Genomic DNA, 13,581 nt, shown 5'->3' with positions numbered 1-13,581 from the left:
CGGGCCCGAAAGTTCCTGAAGCGATGCTTGCCATCGGCGACGACGGATGATCAAGGGCTGTGAGGATCGGTGTTCGACGGACCCGGGGTCGACGGGGTACGTCATGGACCGAAATCGATACGGCCCTCTGGTCTGAAACCCACCGGTGTCGACGGTCATTCCCCGGCGTACCGCGTCGAGGTCGACGGCCGGCCCGGAGCCTGGCGTGGGCCCCACTCCCCGGGGCCGCGGTGCCTGCTGGGATCTCGGTTCACCGGGGTCGTTACAGCCACGGACCTTACCACAGGGTCGTGGCCTATTCGTGACGTGAGTGACGCATGCCCGTGCCTGTGTGGTTTGCCTTTCTTGGGTCCGATGGTGTAGGGGGTGAGTCCTGATCCCGTTGTTGGAGTGCCCAAACGCAGGCCGAAAGGGTCAACGGAACCGCGATGGTCAGCGCCAGCGCCGGAATCGCCACCCCCGAATCGTTGGCCGCGAAGCCCACCAGAGCCGTCACGAGGGACCCGGTGAGCCCCGCCCGGAGCGTCGGAGCGTACTCGTAGGCCCGTTGGAGCGCTCCGATCCGCCATCTCGTTGGCCGGTTGAGGACAAGGAAAAGGAACGCCAGGGCCCCCGCCGACAACAGGGTGAGTTGCCAGTTGCCCAGAGTGCCCAGCATCGCGCCCAGCTTGCGGGCGAGCACGGTCCCCGCCTCCCCGTTCAGCACCTGATCGGCGAAAGCGCCGAAGTGGCTGCGGTCCGCGGCCGGACGCAGGTGGTCCACCCAGGCCAACAGGGTGATTACCATCACCGCCGTCACCCCCGCCACGGCGAGTCGCGGCACGGTGACGCGCATCCCCGCGATCATCATCGAGGTCACCGCCAGACCCGGGATCAGCGCGACCACCCCGCCGAAGTCGGTGCCCAGGCCCGGCCACCCGATGACGAGCACCGAAGCGGTCCCGATCGCCAGGGTCGTGGCCACCGCCGCCCGCCGTCGGCCCCGAACGATGAGGGCGTGCGAGATCCCGGTCACCGCCATGAGCATGCCGGTGGCGAAGGTCGCGAACGCGATGTTGCCGATCCCGTAGAACCGGCCGCCCACGATGGGGGAGTACCCGGTGGGCGAGTTCATCTGCAGATGCGCGCCGAAGCACAGGTCCACGAACAGCACCAGAGTGGTCGCGCCCGCCACCACCGTCATCGGGCCGAGCGCGGTGTGCCGCCACGGCCCCGCCATGGCCACCGCCACCACCAAGGCGTCCGCCACCAGGACCGACAGCAACAGGGCCGGTGAAGGCAACGGCACGGACCACCACGGGACGAGGTTGGCCAGATAACTCGCCACGGGGAAGGCCGCGCCCGCCAACGCCACCGTCCGGGTGAGCGACAGCACCAGAGCACGCTTGTCCCTCTGCCCGTGGGAGTACCGGTGCAGGGCGTAGGCGGCCGCCGCGTAGATCAACAGTTGCAGGGCGACCAGGCCGCTGAAGAACCCCGGGATGGCGGCCCCCACCACCACCGCCGCCGTGTCGAGGTCCACCAACCGGTCCAGGGCCGCCTCCGCCGACGCGGGACGTTCGCTCAACCGCCAGACCCGGCCGCCCGTGGGCTCCTGCGGCCGCATCCCCAACGCGTGGAGAACGGTCACGGTGGTGTCGGTGAGGGCCACCAGGCCGGGCCTTCGGGTCGAATCCGAGACCAGGTACGCGGAAGGGCCCGCCGGTCCGTGCTCGGTCATGTGCCCGGTCACCGCCGCGGTGAGTCGGGACGGCCCCGCGTCCATGGACACACCCATGACCATCAGCGAGGCGCCGGTGGGCAGGGCGCCCGTCAACGCCGCGAGCCGGGTGTCGAGGGTCTCCAGCGCCTCCGCGCGAGCCTCCTCGGATACGTCCTCGGGCCGCATCTCCTCCCGGCCGTCCTCCAAGGTGGCCGGGCCCGGGTAGAGGTGGGCGAGTTGGGGCAGCTCCACCACGGCCAGGGACACCCCGTCGAGCCGTTCGGGGGTTACCTCGCGCGCCGACTCCAGGTAGTGGTCGACCCGCCCCGAGGCGTCGGCGGCGCCCAGCGCGGCGCCGGGGCCGGCGGCCAGGGTCGGTCCGCCGTGGTCGCGCACCGTCTGCCCGAGCAGGCCCACGGGGGCGGCGAAGGACGAGTCCCGGTTCGCCGCCACGAGTTCGGCGTGGCCGGGAACGACGGCGCCGGAACCGTCCGACAGTGGTTCGGGCGGAGACTCGCAGGTCGTGAACCGCTCCCGCTCCGCCGAGGCGCGCTGCCCCGCCGACACCGACAGCCAGCCGTCGACGGGGCAGGTGCGGGAGGTGGCGGTGCGGATCGACACGTTGCCGATGGCCCCGTCCTCGGCCAACGCCCACAGAGCGGGAGTGTGCTCGGGGGTGACGTCCTCCCAGAGCAGCCCGGGGACCCCGACCAGGACCACCGGGGGAGTGTCCGTGTCGGCGAACGCGGGCGCGGGCGCCATGCCCAGGAGGGCCGCCAGGGCGATGAGGAACGCGCCCAGGTGCCCTCCCCAACGTGGGCCGGGTCCGGGACTCGGTGCCATGGCGGCCCCCTGATCGCGCGTTCGCCCTGTCGGTCGCGCTCACCCTAGTGATCGGGGAAGCGGGTGGAGGGAAAGCGGCGATTCCGGGATCTCAGGGTCGCTCCCGTGGGAGTCGGTCCTCGACGCCCCATCGCTTCAGGGCCTCGTCGGTGTCGGGGAGCGGCCTGCCGCGGGTGACCTCGCCGGGCGTGCGGTCGAATCGGGGCGCGGGGCCGGCGACGACCCGGTCGCCCTGGCGGGTGAGTGCCCCGCGGGCCCGCACGTGCGGGTGGTCGGGGGCCTCCGCCAGGGACAGGATCGGCATGACGCAGGCGTCGGTGCCCTCGAACACCGCACCCCACTCGTCCCGGGTGCGGGTGCGCAGCACCTCGGCGAACCGGGACCGCAACCGCGGCCACCCCCCGGTGTCCCACTGGTCGGGGAGGTCCTCCCCGACCAGGCCGGTCCCCTCCAGGAACGCGGCGTAGAACTGCGGTTCGATGCAGCCCACGGACACGTGGCGGCCGTCGGCGCACTCGTAGACGTCGTACCAGGGCGCCCCCGTGTCGAGGTAGTTGGTGCCGCGCTCGTCGCTCCAGAAGTCGCGCGAACGGTCCTCGTGCAGCATCGACATGAGCAGGGCACTGCCGTCCACCATCGCCGCGTCGACCACCTGACCGCGCCCGGAGGTCTGCCGTTCCACCAGCGCGGCGAGGATCCCGGTGACGGTGAACATGGTGCCGCCGGCGAAGTCGCCCAGGAGGTTGACCGGGGGGACCGGCGGGCCACCGGCGCGGCCGATGGAGTGCAGGGCGCCGTTCACGGAGATGTAGTTCATGTCGTGCCCGGCGGTGTGGGCCAGCGGCCCTTCCTGGCCCCAGCCGGTGACGCGCGCGTACACCAGGCGCGGGTTCGATTCGAGGCAGTCGTCGGGGCCCAGCCCGCGACGTTCCATCACCCCGGGACGGAACCCCTCCAGGAGCACGTCGGCCCGGGAGACCAGGTCGCGGGCGAGCTTCAGGCCCTCCTCGGACTTGAGGTCGGCGCCGACCACCGTCCGGCCCTCGCTCATGTGCGGGCCGGGGGCGCCGGAGCGCAGGGCTTCGGTGGCCTGGGGGCGATCGACCCGGATGACGTCGGCTCCCAGGTCGGCGAGGAGCATGCCCGTCATCGGAGCCGGTCCGATACCGGTGAACTCGACGACGCGGATTCCGTTGAGAGGTCCCATGGGTGCCTTTCGGACGCGAGCAGTACTAGAACGACGTTCGGTTCATTGTGCAGGTCGGGCCTGCCCAGCGCCAGTCCCCATTTTCGGACGGTAATAAATCACTTACTCAGCGTGGTATTAATGTGATCCTGTCCCACCTCGAAAGAAGGGTGATGCACCCATGCCCGGCGGACGCAGCGCCAAGGGCCGAAGGCGCGCCCCACTCCCCGTCGTCCCCCGTCTCGTCGTGGCCGCGGTCGTCACCGGCGCGCTCACGCTCGCCCTCGCCGGCGGCGGCACCGCCCTGGCGACGGACCGCGGCGTCACCATCGACGTCGACGGTACGGAGACGATCGTCCACACCTTCGGCGGAACCGTCGCCGACGCTTTGGCGGAAGCGGGTGTGGAACTCGACGAGGACGACGCCGTGGCACCCTCCCTTGAGACACCCGTCGGCGCCGGAGACCACGTCATGGTCCGCTCCCCGAGACGGCTCACCGTGGAACTCGACGGCCACCGGGCCGAACACCGGGTCAACGCCGCCACCCTCCACGAGGGCCTGGACCAGATCGGCCTCGACCCCGAAGGCGTCGAACTCTCCCGAGCGCACACCACCGCCATCCCCGCGGACGGCCTCACCATCACCGCCGAACGCGCGCCCCGCATGGTCGTCGTGTACGACACGATCCGCTCCGAGACCCGCACCACCGGGGGCACCGTTTCCGACGTCCTCGACGCGGCCGGGATCGAACCCGGAGAACACGACGTCGTCAGCCCCGAACCCGACGAGCCCGCAGAACCGGACATGGTCGTGCGCGTCCTGCCCGTCCTCGACGAACCCGAGACCGAAGAGGTCGTCATCGAGGCCGAGACCGTCGAACAGCGGGATCCCGACCGACCCGAGGGAGAACGCGAGGTCGTCACCGAACCCGAGGACGGCCTCAAGGAGGTCACCACCGCGACCGTCCTGCGCGAAGGCGAGGAGGTCGAACACGAACTCTCCGAAGAGATCGTCACCGAACCCGTGGAGGGCCTGGTGGAGGTCGGCGCCAAGGTGGAGGAGGACCCCGCCCCCGAGGCGAGCGGCGCCGCGGCCGGCCTCAACTGGTCCGGGCTCGCCCAGTGCGAGTCGGGCGGCGACCCCACGGCGGTCAACTCCGCGGGCGGCTACTACGGCCTCTACCAGTTCAGCGTCACCACCTGGGAATCGGTCGGCGGCAGCGGACTGCCCTCGGAGGCGAGCCCGGGCGAGCAGACCGGCCGGGCCCAGGCGCTCTACGACACCGTCGACGGGAACTGGCAGAGCCAGTGGCCACAGTGCGGGACACACCTCTTCGACTAGGGGGACGAGCGGGTGGGCGGTGGCCGGCAAGATGTGGGGGTGACACAGACACCCGCACCCGACCCCGCCGAGCACTCCCGCCTGCTCACCCCCGCCGACGTACGTGAGCTCGCCGAGCGGTTCGGCATCCGGCCCACCAAGACCCTGGGCCAGAACTTCGTCATCGACCACGGCACCGTCCGCCGCATCGTTCGTGTGGCGGGAGTCGGCGCCGACGACGTGGTCGTCGAGGTGGGACCGGGACTCGGATCCCTTACCCTCGCCCTCCTGCCGCACGTGCGACAGGTCACCGCCATCGAGATCGACCCGGCGCTCGCCGAGGCCCTGCCCGGCACCGTCGCCCTCCACGCGCCCGACCTCGCCGACCGGCTCACCGTCGTTCCCGGCGACGCCATGCGCATCACCGAGCTCCCCGGGCCCGAACCCACAGCGTTGGTGGCCAACCTGCCCTACAACGTGTCGGTGCCGGTCCTGCTGCACCTGCTCGAACTGCTGCCGTCCCTGCGGCGGGTGCTGGTCATGGTGCAGTCCGAGGTCGCCGACCGGATCACCGCGACCCCCGGCGGCCGTATCTACGGGGTGCCCTCCGCGAAGGTCGCCTGGTACGCCGCGGCCAAACGCGCCGGCGCGGTGGGCCGCAACGTGTTCTGGCCCGCGCCCAAGGTCGACTCCGGGCTGGTGGAACTCGTGCGCCGCCCCACCCCCACCACCAAGGCGCGCCGCGAAGAGGTCTTCGCGGTGATCGACGCCGCCTTCGCGCAGCGCCGCAAGACCCTACGGGCGGCCCTGGCCGGCTGGGCCGGTTCCGCGCCCGCCGCCGAGGTGGCCCTGCGCGCCGCCGGCATCGACCCGAGGACGCGAGGCGAGTCCTTGGGGATCGAGGAGTTCGCGGCCATCGCGGAGCACCGCCCGGCTCAGTCCTCGGAGGCCTTGGCCGAGTCCTGAGTCTTCTGGGCACCCGACGGGTCCGGGCGCGAACGCAGCAGCGCCCGGGCCACCCCGGCGAGCCCCAGGCCCGCGAACAGTACCGGGACCAGCCACAGGGCGTTGAAGTCCCAGGACCCGCTGCCCTGCACGACGAACACGACCGCCAGGCCGAGGAAGAGCACCCCGGCGACCAGCGAGCCGCCGTCAATCCCGCGCTTGGTCATAGCGAACCTCCAGTACTCCGACCCTGGTGTCGGTCTTCACGTTCACCACGGGTACCTCCGCGGCCTCGGATCGCGGCAGCGGTCCGACAGGCTCGAACGACTCCTCGTACGTGAGGTCGTACCCGTGCCGGTCGTCGTCTCCCTCCTCCGGGGTGTGCACGGCCCCGAACGTCACGTGTCCCTCCAGTTCGACCCGCACGCCGTCGGGTATCAGCACGATCAACATCCCCTGATCGACACGGGCCGTGACGTCCACGCTCTGTCCGGGATCCAACCTTCCGTCGAGTCCGGACAGGTCGAGCGTCCCCTCGCCCAGACTCAACCGCGGGTCCGAGGACTCGGCCTCGGCGACCGACTCCGGCCGCCACACCTCCCCGCCGACCCGCCACTCGGTGACGTCGGTCATGGTGACCGTGAGCGTGCCCAGCACCGCCAGGGCTCCAAGGAACCCCAACCCGCGTGGGTTTCCCGCGAAGGTCCCGATCAGCGCGAACAGCCCGATCACCGTGGTGGCCGCGGCCATGAAGTAGATCCCGAGGTCCGGGCCGAACAACAGATCGACGCCGTTCACCTCGGAGTACGGCGCCCCCAGGTTCGGTGCGACGACCACCCATACGACCGCCATGATCACCACGGTCCACAACGCGAACGAGGCCAACGGCGACGAACGGGGCTCGCGCCGGCCCCGGCACCCTTGATCGCCGTCGTCGAACCCACCCTCGGAGCCGTCGTCCTCGTCCTCGTCCTCGTCGTCACCGTCGTCGCCGTCGCGGGAGGTGCGTTCCGAGACCACCGCCAGGTCCACCGGACCGTTCGGGGCCGACGCCCACGGCTGCGCCGGGTTGTAGTAGGCGGCGCTGGGCTGTGGTGCCGGCCCGGTCGGTGGCGGCTCCCGCTCGGCCAGGTCGGCGCGCAGTCCCAGCAACGAGGCCCGCAGGTCGACCCCCCGACTCCGTGCGGTCAACAACCCCAGCACCAGGGGGATCGCCAGGATCATCGTGCCCCAGCCGAACCCACCCACCAGACTCATCGCGGTCGCCGCCATCAACCCCACGGCCAACAACTTGGGGACCGCACGCGAGGGGAAGGCCCGATCCAGCATCTGCTCGAAGGTGGCCGGCCCCCCTTGGGGATCGCGCATCAGCACCCACGCCGCGACGTACAGGAACAACCCCGTACCACCGGCGAACAGGGTCAACACGAACCCCGTCCGCCACAACACCGGGTCGACCCCCGTGTACGCGCCGAGCCCGGCGCACACGCCGGCGATCACCCGATGGTCGTCGTTGCGGCGCAGCTCCGGCCCCGGCTCCGGCGGAACCTCCGCGGCAGCCGGCGTGTCAGGGGCCTGACCGTCCGTCATCATCGCTCACCGCACCTTCCCATGGAACCATCGTCGCCTCTGACCCGTCCAAGAGGGAATCCGGGACGACCCTGATCCCACCCTGACCAGAGCACCCCACGGACCCCGGGTGCGTCCCCGATGTCGGCGCGCCGCGCACAAGGCATCCTGGAGGAGTACGCAGGGAATCGGACGAAAGCGGTGATCGGGCGGTGGCAACGACGGCCGTGGGAACTCCGCGGCTCACCCGCGCCGTCGAGGGACGGCTCCTCGGTGGAGTCGCCGTCGGCGTGGCCCGACACCTGGGCATCGACCCCGTCGTGGTCCGGCTCGCCTTCATGGCGCTGGGCGTCGGCGGCATCGGCCTCGCCGTGTACGCGGCCCTCTACTTCATCCTCCCCGAAGCGGAGGTCGAGGAGGGCACCGAACCGGCCGCCGACAACCGGCGCAAGGGCCGCGACATCTCGCAGATCGTCGCCTACGTCGGCCTGGCCGCCGCCTTCGGGATGCTCTTCCTCGTCTTCGGCGGAGTCTTCGACCCACTGCTGTGGTTCATCGTCTTCGGCGCGCTCGGCGCCACGATCCTGTGGCAGCAGGCCAACCCCGCCCAACGCGACGAGTGGATGACCAGCACCGTCAGCCGCGCCGGCCCCAAGGGCCTCATGCGCACCGGCGCCGGAGTCCTGCTCATCGTCACCGGCGTCATCGGCTTCATGGTGTTCCAGCAACAACTCCAGGACGCCCGCGCCGGACTCAGCTTCGCGTTCACACTCCTCGCCGGCATCACCCTGGTCGCCGCGCCCTGGATCATCGGTCTGGTCCGCGAACGCGACGCCGAACGCCGTGAACGCATCCGCAACGCCGAACGCGCCGAACTCGCCGCCCACATCCACGACTCCGTCCTGCACACCCTCACCCTGATCCAGCGTCGTGCCGAGGACCCCCGAGAGGTCCAACGACTGGCCCGCGTCCAGGAACGCGCCCTGCGCAGCTGGCTCTACCAACGTCCCTCCGACGCCGAGACCACCGTCTCGCCGGCCCTCGAACGCGTGGCCGCCGAGGTCGAGGAGGAACACGGAGTGCCCCTCGAAGTGGTGTGCGTGGGCGACTGCCCCATGGACGACGGACTCGCCGCACTCCTGCGCGCCGCCCGCGAGGCCATGGTCAACGCCTCCAAGTACGCCGGCAGCGACGACATCTCCGTCTTCGGCGAGGTCGAGGAGAAGGAGGTCCTGGTGTTCGTCCGCGACCGCGGGGCCGGCTTCGACCTCGACGCCATCCCCGAGGACCGCATGGGCGTACGCGGCTCCATCCTCGGCCGGATGGAACGCCACGGCGGTTCCGCGCGCATCCGCACCGAACCGGGCGAGGGCACCGAGGTCCAACTCCGGATGCCCCGCATCCTCGACCTGTGAGCGACTTCCGGGCGGGGTAGGGTTCTGGTTGTGGGAGAAGAGAGCACGACCTTCAGCGACGGAGACGCGATCCCCCGTGTCGTGATCGTGGACGACCACCGGCTGTTCCGCAGCGGTGTGCGCGGCGAACTCGGCGACACGGTCGAGGTCATCGGAGAGGCCGGTGACGTCGACAGCGCCGTGCACGTCATCGGAGAGACCAGGCCCGACCTGGTCCTCCTCGACGTGCACCTACCGGGTGGTGGGGGAGTGGAGGTGCTCCGGCGGGTCCTCGCCAAGCACCCCCAGATCAGGTTCCTCGCCCTGTCGGTCTCCGACGCGGCCGAGGACGTCATCGGAGTGGTGCGCGGCGGCGCTCGCGGCTACGTCACCAAGACCATCTCCGGCAAGGACCTGTCCAACGCCATCGTCCGGGTCGCCGACGGAGACGCCGTGTTCTCACCACGCCTGGCCGGTTTCGTGCTGGACGCCTTCTCCGCCACCGACGCGCCCCCGGTCGACCCCGAGCTGGACCGCCTCACCCAGCGCGAACGCGAGGTCCTGCGGCACATCGCCCGCGGCTACGCGTACAAGGAGGTCGCCAAGGAGCTCTTCATCTCCGTCAAGACGGTGGAGACCCACGTGTCCTCGGTGCTGCGCAAGCTCCAGTTGTCCAACCGGCACGAACTGAGCCGTTGGGCGACCGCCCGCCGCCTGGTCTGACCGACCCGCGGCGGGCGAGACCCGATCAGCGCAGCGAGTCCAACATCCGGTCCAGGAACTCGTCACCGGAGACCGATGTGATCACGCGGGTGACGCGACGCTCGTCCCGCCCCGGACGCGGGCGCCGGTCGGCAACGGTCATGCCGCGGGTCAGCGAACCGGTCAGCTCAACCCGGATCGGCGCCTCGAACACCTCGGTGACCAGGTGTGGGTCGGCCAGCACGGCGGCGGCCAAGGGGTCGTGCATGGCGCACTGGCGCACCCCGAAGATGCCCTTGTAGAACTCGGCGTAGAAGTCCAGGAACGCCGAGGTGCGCTCCGCCCGCTCCCCGGGCACCTCCTTGAGCCGGTCCAACCAGTCGGAGGTCGCCACCGTCTTCATGGTGATGTCCAACGCCACCAGGTCCAGATCGAACCCTGCGGCGAAGACCACCTCGGCCGCCTCGGGGTCGTTCACGATGTTCGCCTCCGCGTGCGAACCCACGTTCCCCGGCACCTCGACGGCGCCGCCCATCACCACGAGCCGGCGCACCAGCTGGGGCAACCGCGGCTCCAGGCCGATCGCGATCGCCAGGTTGGTGAGCGGACCCACGGCCAACACGTCCAACTCGCCCGGGTTCTCCCTGGCCAGCCGGACCAGCAGCTCGGCGGCGGACTCCGCCACCGGCTCGCACTCGGGTTCGGGCAGCTCGACGTCCCCCAGCCCGTTGCCGCCATGGACGTGCTCGGCCAGTCGCGGCTCCTGCACCAACGGACGTCCGGCGCCCACCGCCACCGGCACGTCGGGGCGGCCGTACAGCGCCAACAGTCGCAGCGCGTTGCGCGCGGTCACCGTCACGGTGTTGTTGCCGAACACGGCGCCGACACCGAGGATCTCCACCTCAGGCCGCGCCGCCAGGTACGCGAGTGCGACGGCGTCGTCGATCCCCGGGTCGCAGTCGACGAACACACGCGTGGTCTTCCGGTCAGCCAAGACCGATCTCCCCCCGAAACAGACATGGGCCGGGTGGGAAAAGTACGCACCCGGTATGAAACCAGACTAGGGCGCCTTCGGTGGGGGTGGACCCGACCGTCACCGGTCGGTCGTAACCTGGAGAGCGTGTCCTCCCAAGAGCAGCTTCTCGAAGGTCTGAACGGTCCCCAGCGCGACGCCGTGACGCACTCCGGCTCTCCGCTCCTGATCGTCGCGGGCGCGGGATCGGGCAAGACCCGTGTCCTCACCCACCGCATCGCCCACCTCATGGCCGAACGCGGGGTGCGCCCCGGGGAGATCCTCGCGATCACCTTCACCAACAAGGCCGCCGCCGAGATGAAGGAACGCATCGAGGCGCTCCTCGGTACCCGCGCGGCCAACACCATGTGGACGATGACCTTCCACTCGGCGTGCGTGCGCATCCTGCGTCGGGAGGCGCACCGACTCGGCTACCCGAGCAGCTTCACCATCTACGACGCGTCGGACGCCGCCAGGCTCATGCAGCTGGTCTGCAAGGAGATGGACCTGGACCCCAAGCGGTTCCCGCCCAAGTCCTTCAGCTTCCAGGTGTCCAACCTCAAGAACGAGCTCATCGACTACGACACCTTCGCGGAGCAGGCCCAGAACGAGCAGGAGAAGAAGCTCGCCGAGGCCTACCGGCTGTATCAGCGCCGTCTCCACGAGGCCGGCGCCATGGACTTCGACGACCTGATCATGGTCACCGTCAATCTGTTCCAGATGTATCCGGACGTCGCCGAGTACTACCGGCGTCGCTTCCGACACGTCATGGTCGACGAGTACCAGGACACCAACCACGCCCAGTACGTGTTCGTGCGAGAACTCGTGGGCGCGGCCGAGGACTCCGACACGACCGTGGTCCCGCCCGCCGAACTGTGCGTGGTGGGCGACGCCGACCAGTCCATCTACGCCTTCCGCGGCGCGACCATCCGCAACATCCTCGAATTCGAACGCGACTTCCCGAACGCGCGCACCATCCTGCTGGAGCAGAACTACCGCTCCACCCAGAACATCCTGTCCGCCGCCAACACGGTCATCGACCGCAACGAGGGCAGGCCCGCCAAGAACCTGTGGTCCGAACAGGGCGAGGGGCCCCGGATCATCGGCTACGTCGCCGACAACGAACACGACGAGGCGGCGTTCGTGGTGGGGGAGATCGACAAGCTCACCGACGAGGGCATCGTCAAGCCGAGCCAGGTCGCGGTGTTCTACCGGACCAACGCCCAGTCCCGCGTGTTCGAGGACGTGTTCATCCGAACCGGCCTGCCGTACAAGATCGTCGGCGGGGTGCGCTTCTACGAGCGCAAGGAGATCCGGGACATCCTGGCCTACCTTCGGGTGCTGGCCAACCCCGAGGACACCGTCAGCCTGCGCCGCATCCTCAACGTGCCCAAGCGCGGCATCGGGGCCCGTGCCGAGGAGTCCATCGAGCTGTTCGCGGCGCGCGAGCGGATCACGTTCTCCCAGGCGCTGCGCCGGGTCGGCGAGGCACCCGGCATCGCCACCCGCTCGGCCAACGCCATTCGCAACTTCACCGCGCTGCTCGACGAACTCGCCGCCGGGGTGCCGGGCAGCACGCCCGCCGAGATCGTCGAGATGGTGCTGGGCAAGACCGGATACCTGTCCGAACTCACCGAGTCCAAGGACATCCAGGACGAGAGCCGGGTGGAGAACCTGGAGGAGTTCGTCGACGTCGCCCGCGAGTTCGAGAACACCTTCGCGGCGCTCATCGAGGACGAGGCGCTGTTGGAAGGTGAGGAGAACCAGGGCATCGATCCGGGCGAGCCCACCCTCGTGGACTTTCTCGAACGCGTCGCCCTGGTCGCCGACACCGACCAGATCCCGGACGAGGACGACGAGGGCGGCGTGGTCACCCTGATGACCCTGCACGCGGCCAAGGGCCTGGAGTTCCCCGCGGTCTTCCTCAGCGGCATGGAGGACGGGATCTTCCCGCACACCCGCACGTTGGGTGACAAGACCCAGCTGGAGGAGGAACGCCGGTTGGCGTACGTGGGCATCACCCGCGCACAGGAACGGTTGTACGTCAGCCGGGCCGCGGTGCGCAGCGCCTGGGGAACGCCCTCCTACAACCCGGCCTCCCGCTTCCTCGACGAGATCCCCGTGGACCTCCTCGACTGGAAGCGGGCCGAGTCCACTTTGGCCGCGCCGCCCAGCCGCAGCATCGGCGGTGGTCGTGGGGGCTTCGGTGGGGGCGGCGGCTTCGGAGGCACCTTCGGTGGTGGCCGGAAGAAGGTCGCCAAGGAGGCGCCCACTCTCAGCGTCGGAGACCTCGTCAACCACGACTCCTTCGGGATGGGCCGTGTCCAACTCGTCGACGGGGCGGGTGACAAGACCAAGGCCCGCATCGACTTCGGCGCCGACATCGGGGAGAAGGACTTCCTCGTCAAGTACGCGCCGATCGAGAAGCTGTGAGGGGCAGCGGCGCGGGGTGGGACCTCTCGACGCGGGGTGTGTAAGCCAGGACACCGACAAGGTTTCCCGAACCTGTCACGAGCACTCACACCCAGGGGTACAGTTGGTGAAGACCGAGCGAAACGAACGCGGAAATCTCTGCGGGCGAGCCGGTCTCACCTCTTCACAACAGCCTGGTTCGAGCAGTGCTCGGAGCATGTAAACTCGAAGAGTCGCTTCAAAAGCCCAGCGTTCAAAGCAACAGGTGAAAACGCAAAGCCGAAAGAAGCACAAACGGGCCTTTACCCCGATCAGGAACACCGAAACCGCCGATTCGACGGAAAACGGAACACCTGATAAAGTAAAGACACAACGAAGAAGCCTTCCACGGAAGAGCAAACGAGAACCGCAAGGTTCCGGAGCTTGTACGGGAAGAGTGATTGTTTCTTGAGAACTCAACAGCGCGTGTTTGATTTTCTTTAAGCCATGTTTGTT

The 13,581-nt window shown here is 69.7% G+C and carries 11 protein-coding genes; 5 read left to right on the top strand and 6 right to left on the bottom strand.

All coding sequences use genetic code 11. The features are described 5' to 3' along the window. Window positions 1–295: 295 nt before the first annotated feature. Window positions 296–2,545 carry a hypothetical protein gene (locus tag ACWGSK_RS18410; RefSeq protein WP_452456336.1) on the bottom strand — a complete coding sequence of 750 codons (2,250 nt, stop codon included), beginning with the start codon at window positions 2,543–2,545 and terminating at the stop codon, window positions 296–298. A gap of 91 nt (window positions 2,546–2,636) precedes the next feature. After that, window positions 2,637–3,752 carry a CaiB/BaiF CoA transferase family protein gene (locus ACWGSK_RS18405; protein ID WP_358506587.1) on the bottom strand — a complete coding sequence of 372 codons (1,116 nt, stop codon included), beginning with the start codon at window positions 3,750–3,752 and terminating at the stop codon, window positions 2,637–2,639. A gap of 160 nt (window positions 3,753–3,912) precedes the next feature. Between ACWGSK_RS18405 and ACWGSK_RS18400 the strand changes: the two genes are divergently transcribed. Both ACWGSK_RS18400 and rsmA read left to right on the top strand, forming a co-directional pair. Beyond that, on the top strand, window positions 3,913–5,073 hold the full coding sequence (locus ACWGSK_RS18400; protein ID WP_452456335.1) for a ubiquitin-like domain-containing protein: 1,161 nt from the start codon (window positions 3,913–3,915) through the stop codon (window positions 5,071–5,073). Window positions 5,074–5,106: 33 nt separating this feature from the next. Next, window positions 5,107–6,018 (top strand): 16S rRNA (adenine(1518)-N(6)/adenine(1519)-N(6))-dimethyltransferase RsmA, encoded by a 912-nt coding sequence (gene rsmA, locus ACWGSK_RS18395; protein WP_452456334.1) that lies wholly within the window; start codon window positions 5,107–5,109, stop codon window positions 6,016–6,018. Here the strand turns inward: rsmA and ACWGSK_RS18390 are convergent. After that, window positions 5,988–6,224 carry a hypothetical protein gene (locus tag ACWGSK_RS18390; protein ID WP_358516061.1) on the bottom strand — a complete coding sequence of 79 codons (237 nt, stop codon included), beginning with the start codon at window positions 6,222–6,224 and terminating at the stop codon, window positions 5,988–5,990. The two genes, rsmA and ACWGSK_RS18390, sit on opposite strands and share 31 nt — an antisense overlap. Then, the gene (locus ACWGSK_RS18385; protein WP_452456392.1) at window positions 6,205–7,587 is read right to left on the bottom strand and encodes a PspC domain-containing protein; all 1,383 of its coding nucleotides are present in this window, start codon (window positions 7,585–7,587) and stop codon (window positions 6,205–6,207) included. Before ACWGSK_RS18385 ends, ACWGSK_RS18390 begins: the two co-directional genes overlap by 20 nt. A 191-nt stretch (window positions 7,588–7,778) precedes the next feature. On the opposite strand from ACWGSK_RS18385, the gene ACWGSK_RS18380 reads away from it, so the two are divergent. Continuing rightward, window positions 7,779–8,981 carry an ATP-binding protein gene (locus ACWGSK_RS18380; protein WP_358516057.1) on the top strand — a complete coding sequence of 401 codons (1,203 nt, stop codon included), beginning with the start codon at window positions 7,779–7,781 and terminating at the stop codon, window positions 8,979–8,981. 30 nt (window positions 8,982–9,011) lie between these two features. After that, complete coding sequence (locus tag ACWGSK_RS18375) at window positions 9,012–9,683, top strand: response regulator transcription factor (protein WP_358516055.1); 672 nt, start codon at window positions 9,012–9,014, stop codon at window positions 9,681–9,683. 25 nt (window positions 9,684–9,708) lie between these two features. On the opposite strand, the gene ACWGSK_RS18370 is transcribed toward ACWGSK_RS18375, so the two are convergent. After that, on the bottom strand, window positions 9,709–10,656 hold the full coding sequence (locus ACWGSK_RS18370; RefSeq protein ID WP_358516053.1) for a nucleoside hydrolase: 948 nt from the start codon (window positions 10,654–10,656) through the stop codon (window positions 9,709–9,711). Window positions 10,657–10,782: 126 nt separating this feature from the next. Here ACWGSK_RS18370 and pcrA point away from each other — a divergent pair, with 126 nt between their 5' ends. Beyond that, window positions 10,783–13,107, top strand: coding sequence for a DNA helicase PcrA (pcrA, locus tag ACWGSK_RS18365; protein WP_358516051.1), 2,325 nt, complete (start codon window positions 10,783–10,785; stop codon window positions 13,105–13,107). A 232-nt stretch (window positions 13,108–13,339) separates the two neighbouring features. Here the strand turns inward: pcrA and ACWGSK_RS18360 are convergent. Continuing rightward, on the bottom strand, window positions 13,340–13,581 hold a 242-nt coding region (locus ACWGSK_RS18360), incomplete at its 5' end, for a hypothetical protein (protein WP_452456333.1).

It is taken from the genome of Nocardiopsis sp. NPDC055551, from assembly GCF_053619415.1.
This window is presented reverse-complemented; position numbering and strand designations above follow the sequence as displayed.

Bases quoted from the DNA above. Each gene is read 5' to 3' on its own strand.
- ACWGSK_RS18400 (WP_452456335.1), top strand. From the start codon at position 3,913: ATGCCCGGCGGACGCAGCGCCAAGGGCCGAAGGCGCGCCCCACTCCCC.
- ACWGSK_RS18390 (WP_358516061.1), bottom strand. From the start codon at position 6,224: ATGACCAAGCGCGGGATTGACGGCGGCTCGCTGGTCGCCGGGGTGCTC.
- ACWGSK_RS18405 (WP_358506587.1), bottom strand. From the start codon at position 3,752: ATGGGACCTCTCAACGGAATCCGCGTCGTCGAGTTCACCGGTATCGGA.
- ACWGSK_RS18385 (WP_452456392.1), bottom strand. From the start codon at position 7,587: ATGACGGACGGTCAGGCCCCTGACACGCCGGCTGCCGCGGAGGTTCCG.
- ACWGSK_RS18410 (WP_452456336.1), bottom strand. From the start codon at position 2,545: ATGGCACCGAGTCCCGGACCCGGCCCACGTTGGGGAGGGCACCTGGGC.